The organism is Acinetobacter psychrotolerans, from assembly GCF_048552595.1.
In the GTDB taxonomy this organism is placed as follows: Bacteria; Pseudomonadota; Gammaproteobacteria; order Pseudomonadales; family Moraxellaceae; genus Acinetobacter.
Genome location: NZ_JBIMDK010000005.1, coordinates 153,580 through 169,209 on the forward strand (window position 1 = coordinate 153,580; position 15,630 = coordinate 169,209).

The 15,630-nt window shown below is 35.1% G+C and carries 16 protein-coding genes and 5 pseudogenes; 14 read left to right on the plus strand and 7 right to left on the minus strand.

The window, feature by feature from the left end; all coding sequences use genetic code 11:
* Positions 1 to 26: 26 nt before the first annotated feature.
* Positions 27 to 494 (plus strand): phage-derived protein YdaY family protein, encoded by a 468-nt coding sequence (locus ACG94X_RS06550; RefSeq protein WP_419382938.1) that lies wholly within the window; start codon positions 27 to 29, stop codon positions 492 to 494.
* 28 nt (positions 495 to 522) lie between these two features.
* Here the strand turns inward: ACG94X_RS06550 and ACG94X_RS06555 are convergent, their stop codons facing one another.
* On the minus strand, positions 523 to 699 hold the full coding sequence (locus tag ACG94X_RS06555) for a hypothetical protein (RefSeq protein ID WP_419382939.1): 177 nt from the start codon (positions 697 to 699) through the stop codon (positions 523 to 525).
* Positions 700 to 797: 98 nt separating this feature from the next.
* Between ACG94X_RS06555 and ACG94X_RS06560 the strand changes: the two genes are divergently transcribed.
* Entirely contained in the window at positions 798 to 1,214 is a 417-nt protein-coding gene (locus tag ACG94X_RS06560) for a J517_1871 family lipoprotein (RefSeq protein ID WP_419382940.1), read from the plus strand.
* Positions 1,215 to 1,256: 42 nt separating this feature from the next.
* Here ACG94X_RS06560 and ACG94X_RS06565 read toward each other — a convergent pair whose 3' ends face one another.
* On the minus strand, positions 1,257 to 2,789 hold the full coding sequence (locus tag ACG94X_RS06565; RefSeq protein WP_419382941.1) for a TerD family protein: 1,533 nt from the start codon (positions 2,787 to 2,789) through the stop codon (positions 1,257 to 1,259).
* 8 nt (positions 2,790 to 2,797) lie between these two features.
* Entirely contained in the window at positions 2,798 to 3,052 is a 255-nt protein-coding gene (locus tag ACG94X_RS06570; protein WP_419382942.1) for an Arc family DNA-binding protein, read from the minus strand.
* Between the two features lie 108 nt (positions 3,053 to 3,160).
* On the opposite strand from ACG94X_RS06570, the gene ACG94X_RS06575 reads away from it, so the two are divergent.
* The 10 genes and pseudogenes from ACG94X_RS06575 to ACG94X_RS06615 all read left to right on the plus strand — a co-directional run bounded on the left by ACG94X_RS06575 (position 3,161) and on the right by ACG94X_RS06615 (position 12,410).
* Positions 3,161 to 3,313, plus strand: coding sequence for a toxin-antitoxin system HicB family antitoxin (locus ACG94X_RS06575; protein ID WP_419382943.1), 153 nt, complete (start codon positions 3,161 to 3,163; stop codon positions 3,311 to 3,313).
* Between the two features lie 80 nt (positions 3,314 to 3,393).
* Positions 3,394 to 4,221, plus strand: a pseudogene (locus ACG94X_RS06580) (BRO-N domain-containing protein).
* A 106-nt stretch (positions 4,222 to 4,327) separates the two neighbouring features.
* Positions 4,328 to 5,221, plus strand: a complete 894-nt coding sequence (locus tag ACG94X_RS06585; RefSeq protein WP_419382944.1) for a DUF4882 family protein — start codon at positions 4,328 to 4,330, stop codon at positions 5,219 to 5,221.
* Positions 5,222 to 5,734: 513 nt separating this feature from the next.
* Positions 5,735 to 9,196 carry a tape measure protein gene (locus tag ACG94X_RS06590; RefSeq protein ID WP_419382945.1) on the plus strand — a complete coding sequence of 1,154 codons (3,462 nt, stop codon included), beginning with the start codon at positions 5,735 to 5,737 and terminating at the stop codon, positions 9,194 to 9,196.
* The gene (locus ACG94X_RS06595) at positions 9,153 to 10,688 is read left to right on the plus strand and encodes a hypothetical protein (RefSeq protein WP_419382946.1); all 1,536 of its coding nucleotides are present in this window, start codon (positions 9,153 to 9,155) and stop codon (positions 10,686 to 10,688) included. Before ACG94X_RS06590 ends, ACG94X_RS06595 begins: the two co-directional genes overlap by 44 nt.
* A complete protein-coding gene (locus tag ACG94X_RS06600) occupies positions 10,688 to 10,867 on the plus strand; it encodes a hypothetical protein (protein WP_419382947.1) in 180 nt (59 codons plus the stop codon). The genes ACG94X_RS06595 and ACG94X_RS06600 overlap by 1 nt, the downstream gene beginning before the upstream one ends.
* A gap of 62 nt (positions 10,868 to 10,929) precedes the next feature.
* On the plus strand, positions 10,930 to 11,214 hold the full coding sequence (locus ACG94X_RS06605; RefSeq protein ID WP_419382948.1) for a phage holin family protein: 285 nt from the start codon (positions 10,930 to 10,932) through the stop codon (positions 11,212 to 11,214).
* A pseudogene (locus ACG94X_RS16965) lies at positions 11,215 to 11,424 on the plus strand (DUF7940 domain-containing protein); the annotation flags it as partial.
* A 24-nt stretch (positions 11,425 to 11,448) separates the two neighbouring features.
* A complete protein-coding gene (locus tag ACG94X_RS06610; RefSeq protein ID WP_419383029.1) occupies positions 11,449 to 11,913 on the plus strand; it encodes a lysozyme in 465 nt (154 codons plus the stop codon).
* 68 nt (positions 11,914 to 11,981) lie between these two features.
* Positions 11,982 to 12,410, plus strand: coding sequence for a hypothetical protein (locus ACG94X_RS06615; RefSeq protein WP_419382949.1), 429 nt, complete (start codon positions 11,982 to 11,984; stop codon positions 12,408 to 12,410).
* 232 nt (positions 12,411 to 12,642) lie between these two features.
* Here ACG94X_RS06615 and ACG94X_RS06620 read toward each other — a convergent pair whose 3' ends face one another.
* Positions 12,643 to 12,975 carry a hypothetical protein gene (locus ACG94X_RS06620; RefSeq protein ID WP_419382950.1) on the minus strand — a complete coding sequence of 111 codons (333 nt, stop codon included), beginning with the start codon at positions 12,973 to 12,975 and terminating at the stop codon, positions 12,643 to 12,645.
* A gap of 113 nt (positions 12,976 to 13,088) precedes the next feature.
* Here ACG94X_RS06620 and ACG94X_RS06625 point away from each other — a divergent pair.
* Positions 13,089 to 13,200 (plus strand): annotated as a pseudogene (locus ACG94X_RS06625) (helix-turn-helix domain-containing protein); the annotation flags it as partial.
* 429 nt (positions 13,201 to 13,629) lie between these two features.
* Here the strand turns inward: ACG94X_RS06625 and ACG94X_RS06630 are convergent.
* The gene (locus ACG94X_RS06630) at positions 13,630 to 14,001 is read right to left on the minus strand and encodes a hypothetical protein (RefSeq protein WP_419382951.1); all 372 of its coding nucleotides are present in this window, start codon (positions 13,999 to 14,001) and stop codon (positions 13,630 to 13,632) included.
* A 217-nt stretch (positions 14,002 to 14,218) separates the two neighbouring features.
* Between ACG94X_RS06630 and ACG94X_RS06635 the strand changes: the two genes are divergently transcribed.
* A complete protein-coding gene (locus ACG94X_RS06635) occupies positions 14,219 to 14,569 on the plus strand; it encodes a hypothetical protein (protein ID WP_419382952.1) in 351 nt (116 codons plus the stop codon).
* Positions 14,570 to 15,379: 810 nt separating this feature from the next.
* Here the strand turns inward: ACG94X_RS06635 and ACG94X_RS06640 are convergent.
* Positions 15,380 to 15,496, minus strand: a pseudogene (locus ACG94X_RS06640) (hypothetical protein); the annotation flags it as partial.
* A pseudogene (locus tag ACG94X_RS06645) lies at positions 15,493 to 15,621 on the minus strand (LexA family protein); the annotation flags it as partial. The pseudogenes ACG94X_RS06640 and ACG94X_RS06645, both read right to left, overlap by 4 nt.
* Between the last annotated feature and the right edge of the window lie 9 nt (positions 15,622 to 15,630).

Here is a 15,630-nt window from a genome sequence, read left to right on the forward strand (position 1 = left end):
CGGGCGGTCTATTTTTGGATAGTAAAATGAAAATTGAAATTCAACAGCAAGAAGTAGCAGAATTTTCACAAGAATGGTTTGATTTTAAAGATGGTGTGAAGTTACGTATTGCTGATACAAGAAAGCCAGCATTTAACCGTGCACTTGAATTAAACAATATTCAGGCAGAGCAAGAACTGCAAGGGATGAAACAAGTTACCGATGATTCGGCAGTAAAATCTAGTCTTGCATTTAATCGTTCAGTTTCACATCTAATTACTGGTTGGAATGGTATAGAAACCAAAGATAATCCATTTGAATATAGTCCTAAAAATGCTGAGTTGCTTTGTACCAGCACTAAATATTCAAATGAAATTGTCGTATTTGCCATCACTAAAGCAAGCGAATTGAAGCGTATAGCAATGAAAGCAGTTGAAGATGAAGTGGGAAAGTCCTTAAGCACTATGAGCAAAGAAACCTCAAGTGGTCGGCAGAAAAGCAGAAGACATCTATAAAAAATTAGGGATTAAACCACTAGAGCGATTAGAAAAAAGCTTTACTGCTACATATCTTATTAAAGCTTTTAATATCATTTCTAAAGCTAGAAAGTTTATTGCCTTCCCTCATGGTGGGGCTTTTATCAAGAGCTATCACTTCGGGATATTCAGTCATATTTTGATATTTATGGTTGTGATGTTGAAAAAGAACTTTTTGTTTCATGCATATTTGCATTGGATGGGAAGTTTTTAAGTCAGCGTAATTCTTAGACTACCCCTTATTTATTTGTTATTTTATGAGCAAATATTGAGGGGTTTAATATGAAAAATGTGTTAATTGCTGCGACTTTAGGATTTGGGGTGGTTTTAAGTGGATGTGCTATGAATAATGATCTATTGAGCGGTCAATTTAGCGCAATAAAGCCCAAGTCTACAGATTTATCGGGATCTTGGTCAGGCAGTGGCGGTCCTTGGTTAGTGACGATCAAATTTAATAGCGATGGAACAGGTCTTATGTGTCAAAGCTACAATGGTAAAGACATATTGGATAAAATAAAGGTAGTAGGTGATGTTATTTACAACCAAAATAATCTCAAATTAAAAGTAATATCTAAAACAAATGACAAGCTAACACTAAAAGCCAATTATTATATGGGTGCGACCTTTAACTTTACTCCCGACCCGTTGCTAAAAAATGCATCGCCATACTGTGAAAGCGCCTTAAAGCGATTGGATTAGTGATTAATAAAACAGTAAATAAAAGCACCCTAGGGTGCTTTTTTAAATATTATTACTTTTACTTAGATTGCATGCTCTACATAAAAGTTGGACATTAACTTCAGAGTTGGAGCCACCCTTTGAAAATGGGATTATATGGTCAAACTCTAAGTATGATGTGGATTTACATTCTACACACTGCCCATTGCAACGCTGCCAAACAGTATTGCGAACTTCTTGTGTTATGTGCCTGGTATTATTTGTAGATTGACGTAGATCAAGTTGACGATGGAAACGTTTTACTGATTGCTCGATATGAGCCTCGACAAGATCAACATCTTTGCCAATATAAAATTCACCTGAATTACTCGCTGTTTTAGCTGTAATAAAAATCATATTTTTATTACTTTCATATGAAATAATATTAGATATTAATATATTTTTAGGTTTATCTGATTTATAAATAATTCTTTCACTTGTGATAAATAAGTCACCACGATAGCGTTCATTGTTATTTGCATTTTTCCGCTCAATTGTAAACAAGACTTCTCTTTGATGAAAAAACACTAATTCAGAATTTTTAATAACTATTTCATTGGTTTGAATTGGGGTTACAGAGCCTTTTTTAATTTTTGCAATATTATTAATACGCTTAATTGTTATATTGATTTCAGAAATAATTATGTGACTAGGTTTTAGGTAATCACATAAATGATTTATGTAGTCAGACTCCTCTTTACTTACAAAGCTATCAGCAATTATGTTAGCCAGTGTGTAGTGAAGAAAATTATTAATTAAAGTATCTGATTGTCTAAATAAATGAATTTTATCAAGTTCATTTTCTCTGCAAAATTCATCTAGCCATTGCATATTTTGATTTGTTAATCTTCCTCTTAATAGGAGTTGATTAAATTGAGAGAGGAATTCCTTTTGTTTCTTATGTTTTTCAATCATTTTTAAAGGAGATGAAAAAAGATCTCTAAGTGTATTTTTTATGATTGAAGGTGAGTCGAAAGCACTGCTATTCGATTGATGTTCAGTTGTATTTGGTGTTTCAGGAAGAGGTGGTGGTTCATCAGCTATGTCAACACCAAAGTACTCAGCCAGAGGTTTTAGACCACCATTAAAACCCTGTGCTACTAAGCGAAATTTCCATGCTTGCTGATGTCGATAAACTTCAGCAAGAATAAGTGCAACCTCATTTCGATTTTGACCTGTTATTTTAGCGGTCGCTACTGTTTGACAACTATCAGCTATTTTTAATTGTAAATGTCTAATATTAGAAAAATTATGGTCTTTATTTGTCATAGTTGCACAAATTGCAACCCTTCCAGTATCTGATGAAATATGTGGGAGTTTTAGAGTTATTGACATTGTATTTATATTTGTATTGGAGAGAACCACAGTTTGTGCTTGATTATGAGGTTGTCCATAAAAAATCATATCATCATCACCACGTACTTTTTGAGTTTGGTTTGATAGGATGTAAGCACTAAAATCTAAATCTGACAACTCAGCACCAAATACTTGAATATTAAGTGTAATTGTTGTTAGGGGTAATACTGTATTTGCACCAATAATAAGTTCTGTAGTCATTAAAAATCTCAATTGTTATTTTTATTAATTTCTTCAATAGTTAAGTGAAAACCAGAATTATTAAACTTTTTAGCAATATGAACTAAAAATTCCTCTAAAGGAATTTGATCTAGATCTGAAAAACATTGACCTTTAAAACTTTCTTCAAGACGGTAAACAGCTTCTGCTGTTATGGTTCTACCATTATCTAAAGCTGCCTTTTCAATTTTTTCTTTTAGTTCCATCGGAACGCGTAGGTTCATTTGGGGGTCATTGCGAGCCATGATGAATCCTTATAACCAATATATATTAGATAGTATTGCATCACAGTGCTTTACATCAATAAAGCACTGTGCTTTAATATGATCACCGTGCTTTATATGGAGCTGAAAATGGCAAGAACAGACACTCAAGTCGCAATTCGTATTCCTCCTGAATTGCATAAGCAATTAAAAGATAAGGCTGCAAAAGATGAGCGCTCAATGAATTATTTAATCAATAAGGCAGTTGAACTTTTATTAAACCAAGAGAGTGCGAAAGCATGATTATTACAGACAATAAAAAACCCCTAACAATCTTGGCGGATCAAGGGGCTTTAAATGTCATCACTAAGGAAGTAAACAACATGAGTAGTTTAGCATTAAGTTTCAATGAAGTAAATTTCACACCTGTTCAGCAGAAAGGTCAAATTTGGTTGACTGCAACCGAATAGGCTAAGGCTCTTGGTTATGCAAAATCGGATGCAGTGACTCAGGTTTATGAGCGTAATCAGGATGAGTTTAATTCATCAATGACCTTGACCCTCAATTTGAGTGTCTCGAAGAAAAGCAAAAATTTAACTAAGACGATCCGCATTTTCTCCCTTCGCGGTTGCCATCTAATCGCCATGTTTTCTAAAACAGAAATTGCTAAGCAATTCCGTAAATGGGTACTCGACATTCTTGATAAAGAAGTTGGCACACCAGTAGCCAAAACCCACAAATCAGAACGCACACCATTACATGATGCTCACGCCATGCTTGTAGCTAAGACTAAGCACCTAAACTCTAGTGATGCTTGGAAATTAATTAATCAGCGTTTTGGAACTAAGAGTATTGAAGAAATTCCTTACGATGCTATCCCTGTCGCCGTGGAGTATGTTCATCATTTGATTGCTTTATATAGTAATGCTGAAAAGAAGAGTGATGCAGAGTCAAACATTCACACAGTACTTCATGACCAGAATGTTCAATTCTTAATGTGGTATGTACCAATTCTTGCAAAGTATATTAAGGATGAAGTTTATCCCGCATTACGCGTAGTACAGAGCAACTATGCAGGGCATTTAAGTGGCTTGGCATCGGAAGCTGTATGTCATGCAAACTTATTGAATCGTAAAGCTATTGGATACGGTCTTACACTTAAGCATGTAGGGAATCAAACACCACATAGCATTGAATGGTATCTGTCTTAATAGAAAGTAATTAAGACCATCCGAAAGGGTGGTTTTTTATCGGGAAAATTTTATTATTTCTGTTTTAGACCTTATAGTAAAACTTCATAAAAAAAGGAAGTTGATAATGAAAAAAATAGCTATCGGATTATTAACAGGATTAGTGAGTATGAGCGGTTGGAGTGCTTGTACTTATAATTTTGATGCCTCATTAAGTCAAGTACAGGCGGCACTTGGTTATAACGCACCGAATATCACCTTATTTCCGCAAAACTCAAATCAAAAAGTTGGTTTGAATTTATTAGTAGGATTGCCATCAGGTTCAGCTGGTGATTATAGGATGAATATTGCTATGAGTAGCCAATTTGCAACACAATTGCTTGCTAATAACAATAATAACACATCTAAGTCATTAAAAACGGATGATAAAATTTTAAGCATGTTAAATTTAAACACTGGAACAAAAAATCAAATTACAACAAAAAATGTCACGAGTTTACCTATTGGAGATAAAATTTTACCTATAAGTGGAAATGTTGCAATTGAATTCAGTATGAAAGTACCAAATCAGTTAAGTAATGAAGGAGTTTTATCTACTTTTCCAGTAGGGGTGACTGGCGATCTTGATAATGGTGGGCTATTTTCGTTCTCAATTATATATGGAAATAGTGGTCCTGGAGCTACTCATGGGTATCAATTTATATTGGCAAGCTCTGGTTCACCTCAAGTTAATCTTACTGGATTTCAAGTAGTAAACGCATCGCAAATGCAAAAAATTGGGTTTTACTTTAATCAGACTTCGAATCAAATCGGTTTAATTGTCAATGGGCAAAACCAAGGATATGTATATACACTACCAAGTAAAGCAAAAAACATAGGTGTTTTGAACAGTACCATCTATCAAAATATTGATTCAGCTGATTTAAATAAGGAATTTTCAGTAGAATTTATAACTGATCACTCTAAATATACACAAGCATATCCAACTGGAACAACCGATATGTGCGGTACCGTTATCTAAAAATTTAATTACAATCTGTTATTGGTATTTTGATTCTTTTAACGCCAGATACATATGGTTTTTTTAAATCTGAGATTTAGAGCTACACGCATAAGAGAAAGACGTATATCAGTTATATACAATTGGTACGAATAGAACTTTAAATCCACTAAACATAAGCTAACTACATTGTTGGCTTTTTTATTACCCGAATAAAGCAAAAAGCCCGTGACTCGTAATCATTGGCTTTTTTTTTCCAATCCAAAACACAGACTTAAGTAAAAGAACATTTATGAATTTTAACCTAAAGATGTAGGTTGATAAAGTGATGAATAAATTGTCAGAAAGCAAGGCGCTAAGAATATGGACATACATCATAGTGTTTTTAGTTGTGGGGACATGGCAACTAGCTCCAATACTTGAATCAATAGCCAAAATTTTAGAAGTGCTTAAATAAAACCGACCCAATAGAGGTCAGTTTTTTTATATCTGTCGCGCCTGTAGGCGCTTTTTTTATGCCCGTAGGAAAGTGATATGGCAGAACAACGCAGTACGCTTATTATTGAGATTAGCTCAGAACAAGCGCTTAGAAATGCACGTGCTTTAGATCGAGAACTACAAAGTATTGAGCGGACAGGTAATCACGCAACCACATCAATGAATTCAATGTCTGTAGCAGCAAGAAACCTTGCAGTCTACATGATGGGGGTTGTTACGGTTGGTGGTGCCATTGCGAAGATGAATGATTGGACTAACCTTAACAACCGTCTACGCTTGGTTACTGATACTCAAAAAGAGCTAAACATAGCAATGAAAAGCACCTTTGATATTGCTCAACGCTCAGGTTCAGCATGGGGTGGTACAGCGGCAATTTATCAAAAAATCCAATATAACAGCGAAAAACTAGGATTAAGTCAGACTCAGGTTGCGAAAGTTACCGAATCAATTTCCAAATCAATTAGTAACTCAGGATCAAGCGCTCAAGCCGCAAGTGCTGCTTTGTATCAGCTTGGGCAGTCATTTGATAAGTCATCTTTAAATGGTGATGAATTTGTCTCTATGTCTGAAAATGCAGGCTACCTTTTGGATGTTTTTGCGAAAGGTTTGGGTGTAACTCGCGCTGAATTGAAAGAAATGTCATCTCAAGGCTTGTTAACCACCGACAAAATGATTGAAGCAATTCAAAAAATGTCAGGGTCTATTGAAAATGATTTTGGTAAAACCAATTTCACGATCGGTCAGTCTTTCACTCAGCTTTCTAACGCCGTGACTGAGTTTGTTGGTGAGGCTGGTAGTGGAAGTGGTGCGGCAGCTGGCTTATCAGGAGCTATTAGCATACTTGCTGAAAATCTTGAGGTAGTAGTTAATGGCTTGATGATTAGTGGCGCATATCTAGTCGGTACTTATATTTCTGCGTTAGCAATGAGTACTGCAGCAGGTTATGTAAAAGCAAAGCAGCTTGTTGATCAAACCATCATTCAGTATGCAGCTATTAATTCCGAAAAAGCGGCAGCCGCAACAGCCTTGGCAGCGGCAGAAGCGAAAGTTATTCATACACAAACCACTCTTGCTGCAATATCTGCGGAAAAAGCATTAGAGATTCAGAGGATTAAAGGGCAGATTAGTGACATTGGTCGAATTCAATCGACAACTCGTATGGCAGGTCTTCGTCAAGTAGAAACTCAAGTAACTGCGGAATTAACGATTGCAGAAACTACTTTGGCGGCTGCTAGGACAAGATCGACAGCGGCGGCGGCAGCAGGGATGGGTGTTGGTCGTGGTCTGCTTGGAATTTTGACTGGGCCTGTAGGCTTAGATATAGCGGTTGCGGGTGTTGCAGCGTATTATCTAATACTGAGGGATAGTACAAAAGATACAACCTCTACACTAGATTTACAGAAAGGTACTGTGAGTGAACTGGTTGCTGAGTACTCCAAACTTGATGATCTTCAAAAGCGTACGACAATGCGTGAGCTTGAAAAGCAAGTTAGAGATTTATCCACTGCCTACACGGTTTCATTTTCTGATCTAAATGCTTTTATTGGTTGGCTTGAAGATTCAGGTTCTGTATCTGAAAGTACCGCAAAAGAAGTTAATGCTTTATTTAAGGAGTACCGTAAAGGTAGCTTAAGTGCATCTGATTTTGCTACTGCTATCAATGGGCTGTCGGGAGTTCAAGGTAATCATAAACAAAAAATTGATGATCTAACAACTGCACAAGCAAAGTCTAAAACTGAATATGAAAAGGTTAAAACAGCACAAGATGCGCTCACAAAGCAAACCAGTTCAGCAGTTAAAGCAAATAAGGATGAGGCTGAGTCAATTGATGCTAAGCGCTTGGCACAAGAAAAACTTAGTGCACTTGATAAGAGTTATGCTCAAAAAAACCTAGATATTGATTTTTCACGAATCAATATAAAAAATCATGGTTTAGAGATGGGTAAAGCCTTAGCAGAGTTTTATGATGAAAATAAACTATCAAAGACTCAAAAATTATCAGTTGAGCAGTGGGGTATATTTCAAAAGAATTTTAGTAAACAGCAGGAGCTAAAAAATCTTGAAAACGATATTACTCAGTCTAAAAAAGATCAAACAAAGGAGTTAGAGAAGCAGCAAAAAGCACTCCAGGTGAATGCCAAAGTTCAAGCAAATGCTTCTAAATACAATTTTAACGGTATTGAAGGTAAGTATGGAATTCCATCAGGACTTCTTTCTGGTATTCACATGCAAGAATCTCGTGGAAATGTAAATGCTGTAGGGCCTCAAACAAAATACGGTACAACCAAGGGTGGATTCCAATTTTTAGACTCTACAGCCAAAAGATTCAAGTTATTCGGTAATGATGTTTTTGACCTTGGGAAATCTGCTGATGCGGCTGGACAATACCTACAGCTTTTGTATAAGAAATTTGGAGATTGGGATAAGGCTATTTCTGCATATCATGCGGGTGAAGGTAATGTTGCAGCCGGAAATAATATAGGATCTGTGAATCGTCAATATGTTGCAAACGTAAAAGGCTATATTGCAGGCGCTAATGGATATTCAGGATCATCTAAAGACTTTGATTTAAGCATGGATGATCAAGCCAAATATGCGCAAAAAACTTTGGAAGAAATTGACCAGCTTAATGCAAAATACTCTAATGCCGATGTTATTCGCAATAAAGATCGTTTGGCTGAGATTGCCGAAGCTGAAAGGCTTGGACAAGCCCAACTGATTGATCAAATCAACCTTAGATATTCAGATGAATCTTATCTAGCAAAGCTTCAGCTTGATCAACAAGTTAATGGTTGGAAATGGGTTGGTGAAGAGCGAATTAATAAAGAGGCTGAAATCAATCGTGCTGCGACCAATGCTTCTAAAGAGTTCAGTAAAGATCAAAAACAACTTGTAATGAATGGAATTGATGCTTTATCAAAGTATGAGATTGATGAGTATCGTAAAACCCAAAAGCTTAAAATTGCTGAATACCAGATGGCTTTCAGTCAGCCTTTGACAGAGTTACAAGCTGAAGTATTGGATATGCAAGCCAAAGCTAGCATGGGCGGCGGTTATGGTACTTGGGCGCTTCAAAATCAGTACGGGAGGGATCTTAATTCATTTGGTGATGATTACGATAAAAATGTAAATAACATCAATGAAGATAAAACCATTACTGATGATGCCACTCGTAAACAGTTATTGCTTCAAGCAGAAGAGTCTTTTAGACAAAGCAAGTTAGCTTTGAATGAAAAATATACTTTACTTGAACAGGATTTGGCAAAATCTCAGCATCAAGAGCAATTGCAGATATGGGGCAGTTTACTAGGGCAAGCGCAAAACACTTGGTCTCAAATCACTCAAGCTGTAAAAGATTCTAATGGGGAGCAATCAGCTTCATTTAAAGCGGCATTTTTAATGCAACAAGCTATGGCTTTTGCTTTAGCAATTGTTTCTGCTCATTTAGCTGCTGTTGAAACTACAGCTGATACACAAAGATTTACAGGGCAAGATTGATCGCATCGGTGAGATGGATGGTGATATTGCAGACATTATTCAATCCGTTCAAAACGTTGAAAATGGAATTACACAAGAACGCAATGAGCGTATTGCGGGTGATAATCAAGTTTTAAATGAATTAACGATTTATAAGTTGAGTAATGATCAGAAGGTAGCAGCCGTTGTTGAAGATGTAGATTTACTGGTGGATGCACAACAGGTTCAGGCCATTAAAATTGAAGGCATTTACGCTCAAGTGAATCCACCTTTAATTGGTTCGGTGTCTGATTTGATTGGTAATTCTGGCGGTTATGCAGGTGTTTGGTCTGAGCAATCAGCACGTATTGAAGCGGATTTCGCTCAAGCTATTCGAACAGATACAGTGCAGACAGGGCTGAATGGTAATAAAGCAGCTGTTCAAGAAGTTACACAATCCGTTAATGGTTTGTATGCTCAGAAATACACAAAACTTGATGTGAATGGAAAAGTTGTTGGTTGGGGTGGGGCGAATGATGGTGTTGAAGGGAAATTCATCTTTAACTTTGATTCGCTTGCGATTGGTAGTGGTGGTAGCGCAGGTTATTACCCCTTTATTTTTCGTTCAACACCATTTACTGATCCAGTCACAGGTACGGTTTTCCCTGTTTCAGCTTACCTGAAAGCGGCAATGATTGATTACCAATCAGTGAATACATCTCATATTGTTGATTTATCAGTTAAGACGGCCAAGATTGATTCTTTGGCCGTGACTACAGCAAAAATTGATAATTTAGCAGTGACAGAGGGGAAAATTGCAAACCTTGCAGTAGATACGCTGAAGATCAAAGACAATGCTGTGACAGTACCTGTTTCTGCATTTGCTGAAGCAGCAGTGACAGTTAATTCTACCTACACAACTGTTCAGACATTAAATGTGACCAGTGACATGGGGCATACAATTTTGACGTTTGGTGCTGTATTTAGTTTTCTTAATTATACTTCAAGTCAACAGATACTTTGTCGTGTACTAAAAAATGGCAATGTAGTCTTTGAGGATTTAGAGATTTATTTTACTGATTATGCTGCAGTTGGTGTGACTTCGTCGAATAGTGGGCAGCATCAGCATTCAATATTAATCAATGCCTCAGGCAGCACAAGTGATGCTGGTGGGCATAGTCATTCACTTAGCGGCAATACGGGAAGTGATGGGAATCATAGTCATAACATTTCAGGTGGAGGGTCAACGCAAAATGCAGGTAATCATAACCATAGCTTGAGTGGATCATCAGGTACCGTATCTGGACATTCACATAATGTTAGTGTTTCAGCTTCTGCAACAATGGGATTGGATGGAATCCATTCTCATAGCGTAAATATCAAGGGAAGTGCTCGAGGTGCAGGAACACTTAATTTATCCAGACATGATTCAACTTTGATTTCAGGAACATTTCAACTTCAACTTAGAGCAGCTTCAGGTGGCGATATCAGTGTTTCACAGCGTTATATCCACGCAATGACAATGAGAAAATAATGGCATATTTTGCGGTTTACGATATGGAAACAGGTGCTATACACAACATTGTTGAGTGCCCAGAATTCTTAGCAGTAACAATACATTTTGATGAGAATCAGAATGTATTACAGGTGGATCGCCAGCTTTCGCAATTGAATTGGTTGATTTTGAAAGGTGAGTTGGTTGAAAAAAATTAGTATTTATTACTTGAAGTTAAGCACCTTTGGGTGCTTTTTTATTGCCAAAAATAGGGGGGTACATGCAAGAGCATGAAAAAGTAGCACTTCAATTAATCTTCATGGGGGTTGTAATTGCCATGGCTAAGGTACTTGTAAGCACAGAAAAACTCACGTGGCGTGTGGTTGTTGGTCGTTCTATTTTAAATGGATTCGCAACACTTGGCGCAGGAGCCGTTTTAATTTGGATTTCAGATTTAAGCATGCTCGGTGTGCTTGGACTAGGAGCTTTCCTTGGAACATTGGGTAGTCAGTTTATTGAAGCGCAATTGCGTAAAGTCGTTAAAAACAAAGCAGGTGATATTTAAATGAAATTAATAGATAACTGGAAACAGTCATACAAACTTAAAACAGTACAAGTTGGCGCATTAAGCGCCATTTTTTTCGCCCTGAGTTTATTCTCCGAGCACTTTATAACAGTATGGAATTTGATTCCTCAAGATGCCAAGAATTTAATTCCTGAAAATTGGAAGGAGGTTGTCGGTTGTTTCGTGGGTGTTGCAACGGTTTTGGCTCGACTCAAAGCACAGCCTGAATTTCATATCCAGAGTTTTGCTAAACTTCCCCAAGTGACAAGCAAGGCAGGTATCGATGCGATTTGTAGTTATGAGGGTTTAGAACTCAAAGCATACCTTGATAGCGCAAGTATCTGGACTATCGGTTACGGCACAATTATTCGTAACTGTGTCAAAGTCAAAAAAGGCGATACTTGTACCATTGAACAAGCCAAAGCATATATGGCTTCCGATCTGAAAAGCTTTGAAGCTGCTGTGAATAAAGTCAAAGTACCACTTAATCAGAACCAGTATGATGCGCTCGTTTCTTTAACCTACAACATTGGTGTGAATGCCTTTGCAAATTCCACATTGCTCAAAAAGCTGAATGCTCAAGACTATAAAGGTGCAGCTGCTCAGTTTGATGTATGGAATAAAGTCAAAGGCAAGGTTGTGCAAGGTTTAGTGAATCGTCGCGCTAAAGAACGAAAATTGTTTGAAAAAGCCCTTTAGGGGGCTGTTTCGCATAAGGTGTATTATGTTAATTTTAGAGAAAATTAAAAATATAGGAGGGAATTAATATGGAAATTGATTTCAAAGTTAAATCTGTTTCAGGTTTAATTGGATATCTAAATATTCAAATTATTCCTAGTGATGAAAATAGAAATGCAAGTTGTCTAAATTCGATCGTAATTGATGAAGTTGCATTTTCTTTAGTTGAACATTTTTTTAATAGAAATAAGGAAGAATATTTTCATTGGAGAAATACCTATATTAGTTTTGAAACCATTGAAGATATTGTTAAAGATTTATACTATTTTCATAGTTCTATAGCTAAAAGTAATAAATTTGACAAAACATTGAAACTTATCTTCAGAGAGGAGACTGAGTTTTTTGAGGAAAATTTTTTAATTTTTAAACCTAAAGTCTTAAATATGATCAGTGAAATAATTAATTTTTTAAAAGATAATGAGAATCAAAAAGATGGAATTACAGTTATTGGTATTTAAGAAGATTTTTGAGCCTATTTAACATAGTCGCCATTATGCAAAAGGCCCATGAATCAGGTCTTCTGATCATTTATTTAACATAATGGTCGTTATGCGAAAATCATTTTAAATGCCTTTATTTTTTATAAAGCGACCATTAGCCCGAAGCAACGGCTGTGGTGACCTTGATTGAGTAAGTAAACATTCAACACAGAACCCCTTTGTCTATCTTCATCATATATTTCAATTTTTCTTATGTAATTTTATAAAACATCTCATCAAGAGAAAGTGAAGGGTCATTTACAATATCTAGTAATGACTCATATAAACAATCAAGCGACATTTCCGATAATATAATCATATTATGTTGCCAATAATATTTTCCACCATTACATTCTCCAGAATTCTTAAACTTATGCATCAGAAACTCTATATTTTTTAAAGTCACTGCTGTACCAGCATATGCTGAATTACCTTTAACTATATTAAAATCAATATTTTGCTCAGAGATATCTGTTTTATCCAATTTGCTAAAAAGTACCAACTTAAATTCAGAAAACTCATATTCTCTTAGTCCATTTTCCATACATTTTCACTATTCGATTAATAATTCTTTGTTGATTTCCTTTAAAGAAATTGCAATTCTACGCCAGTTAGTGAAGAAGCAACTTCATGGATAATAATGTATTGGATTTACCTTTGCATATCAGTGCAAGAACACTACAGAACTGGGCACAAGGCCCCCAGATACCCGACTGGCCCAGCAGCAACGCTTATTCGTATTCTGGATTCCCATCCAAGCCTGATTTAAAAGATATAGGTAATAAAAAAGCCCAACATCCTGTTGGGCTTTTTCTTGGAATTGGAATCAGCTATAACAATAGAAATACTCTATGAAATCATACTTATGATTCGTTTTACTTTTTTTGAAGCTTTGATCTTTTTCCCAATCTTACTCTGGCCAATCACACAAATCGTTTTAGCAGTCTTATTGGCTATTAGCTATGTCTATCGAAAACATGCGATTGGTAAATATTCACTGATTTTTTTGATCATGTTTTCAATCATTTTTTCATTAACGACAATTTACTTTTTCTCACAAAACTGGATATAAAACAATCAATTTTATTAGCAAAAGCTACCAGTTTTGCTTAAAAAAAGCCAATATGTTTCTATATCGGCTTTTTGCGGTTTTTTTGGATTATGTAAAATAAACAAGTTATTCAAAAATAATAAAATTTTAGAAAGCATTTCGCATAAGCGCCATTATGTTAAATGGGGGGGGAGCTAAAAAATTAAGCTTCCCTTTATGAAAATATTTCTTTCCTCCAAATGATAGGTACGATGTGTAATCGGTATCAATCATCAGGATAAGTCGTTTTTCATCTTGTATTTTATAGAAAAAATCAGATTCTTTATCAGTTGTAACTTTAAATTTTATTCCATTAGATAGAAGAGCTTTAGCAGCATCTAAATCTATTTTATATTTATATATATCAATGCTTTTTTGATTTTTCCACCATGAAATTAAATCTTCAAGATCGTTAAAATCGCTGTACCAGAGAACTTCAATTGCTCCTGAATCAACCCATACAGGTATTATTAATGACATTTTGAATACCTATTATTTATTTTCTCTAAAATCAACATAATACACCTTATGCGAGATACTTGAAATTTCCCCATAAGCATCAATATTTTAAATGAAACTATGATGGGGTTCAGCGCGCTATCATGGTTTCTTTGTGACTATTCACGTTTGTGATTTGATCAATAGAACAAAAGCTATTTGAGAAAGCCCTTTAGCGCAACCTGCTACATACTCAGGAATGTTTAATTTAGCAAATCCAGCTACGACTTGGAGATCTTATCTCGCTGAAACAAAAACTTTTATTCATCATATTCCTGATAATGTATATTCTGTTTTAAGGTTAGGAGATAGTGGCTTTCCATGGGTAGTTGATATTACCAGACCAGGTCATTCACTTTATCCTGGTATTGTTATTCGAGGAGTTCAGGATTTAGGTGGTGGAAAAGTCATAATACATAATTATGGTGAAGGAATAGGAGGTTTACAATCATGGGGGCCAGCTTCAAATGCATTGGTAAATAATATTTGGTTCGGTGAAACTCAAAAAGCTTTAAATTATGCCACCGGACGTAATTATAAAATTGATTAAGTAAGAGTATAAATATGAAAGCTAAAATTATTTTATTATTATCATTAATATCTTTGGTTTTTGGTTTTTGGTTTTTGGTTTTTGGTTTATTTTAGTTTTTAGCTTTCTAACTGCATTATTTATGCCATATTTAAATATTGTTATATCATTATTTTTTTAATATTAATGATATTTTTTTATACCAAAAGAATGAAGCTTTCTTTTTTTATAATTATTTTTTTGACAATATTAATTCAATGGTTTCCTATATATGTTGATGAAAATAAAATAAGCTTAGGGTATATGTATTCAAATACTAAAGGTATGGATGGTTTGTGGTTTTACATAATATTTTTTAATATCACAACTATATTGGGGATTTTATTTATTTCTATAGGTGTTGATGGAATAAGAAAAGTAAAAGACAAAAATTCGCACTGAAATAAATGTTAGATTTTTATGGTTGTTAAATAAGATGGTGTAATATGAAATACTGTATAGCTCAATGCATCATATATTTAAAAAATTTTATGTTCCATTATTATTTAGATTTTGTGCGCAAATAATGATCAGCGATTGGACAAATGGCTGTATTGGTTCATATCCAATTTTAACAAGAATACATTTGAGAAAATAATTTAACTTTAATTGAAAAATAAGGAAAATGAAATGAAGGAATTATTCTTAGTAATCTATTTTAATCTATAATTTTAAGGACTTTAGGGAAGATTCTTGTCCTTTTTTTCTAAAAAAAATGGACTCAGATTTTCTATTGAATTTATTGTTTGTAAAAGAAAATTTTTGAGTCCATTTATTATAAAATACAAGTACGTTATTAGAAAGCACAATCACTGGAACATTATTGAGCTTAGGATTGAAGAAGCATTCACACGATACATAGCAATTATTGATATCAATAAGTGCAAATATCTTTTCTTCATGCTTCATTTGAAGTTCTTAATAACTTTGGTGACAACACCCCAAATTACTAATTCTTGTTCATTTCGGGGAAGGATAGGGCTACATTCTATATTTTCAGGCTTGAGCCATACTGCAGGTAAGTTAGTACAATCCTTTTATCC

Bases quoted from the DNA above. Each gene is read 5' to 3' on its own strand.
- ACG94X_RS06550 (WP_419382938.1), top strand. From the start codon at position 27: ATGAAAATTGAAATTCAACAGCAAGAAGTAGCAGAATTTTCACAAGAA.
- ACG94X_RS06555 (WP_419382939.1), bottom strand. From the start codon at position 699: ATGAAACAAAAAGTTCTTTTTCAACATCACAACCATAAATATCAAAAT.
- ACG94X_RS06560 (WP_419382940.1), top strand. From the start codon at position 798: ATGAAAAATGTGTTAATTGCTGCGACTTTAGGATTTGGGGTGGTTTTA.
- ACG94X_RS06565 (WP_419382941.1), bottom strand. From the start codon at position 2,789: ATGACTACAGAACTTATTATTGGTGCAAATACAGTATTACCCCTAACA.
- ACG94X_RS06570 (WP_419382942.1), bottom strand. From the start codon at position 3,052: ATGGCTCGCAATGACCCCCAAATGAACCTACGCGTTCCGATGGAACTA.
- ACG94X_RS06575 (WP_419382943.1), top strand. From the start codon at position 3,161: ATGGCAAGAACAGACACTCAAGTCGCAATTCGTATTCCTCCTGAATTG.
- ACG94X_RS06585 (WP_419382944.1), top strand. From the start codon at position 4,328: ATGAAAAAAATAGCTATCGGATTATTAACAGGATTAGTGAGTATGAGC.
- ACG94X_RS06590 (WP_419382945.1), top strand. From the start codon at position 5,735: ATGGCAGAACAACGCAGTACGCTTATTATTGAGATTAGCTCAGAACAA.
- ACG94X_RS06600 (WP_419382947.1), top strand. From the start codon at position 10,688: ATGGCATATTTTGCGGTTTACGATATGGAAACAGGTGCTATACACAAC.
- ACG94X_RS06605 (WP_419382948.1), top strand. From the start codon at position 10,930: ATGCAAGAGCATGAAAAAGTAGCACTTCAATTAATCTTCATGGGGGTT.
- ACG94X_RS06615 (WP_419382949.1), top strand. From the start codon at position 11,982: ATGGAAATTGATTTCAAAGTTAAATCTGTTTCAGGTTTAATTGGATAT.
- ACG94X_RS06620 (WP_419382950.1), bottom strand. From the start codon at position 12,975: ATGGAAAATGGACTAAGAGAATATGAGTTTTCTGAATTTAAGTTGGTA.
- ACG94X_RS06630 (WP_419382951.1), bottom strand. From the start codon at position 14,001: ATGTCATTAATAATACCTGTATGGGTTGATTCAGGAGCAATTGAAGTT.
- ACG94X_RS06635 (WP_419382952.1), top strand. From the start codon at position 14,219: ATGTTTAATTTAGCAAATCCAGCTACGACTTGGAGATCTTATCTCGCT.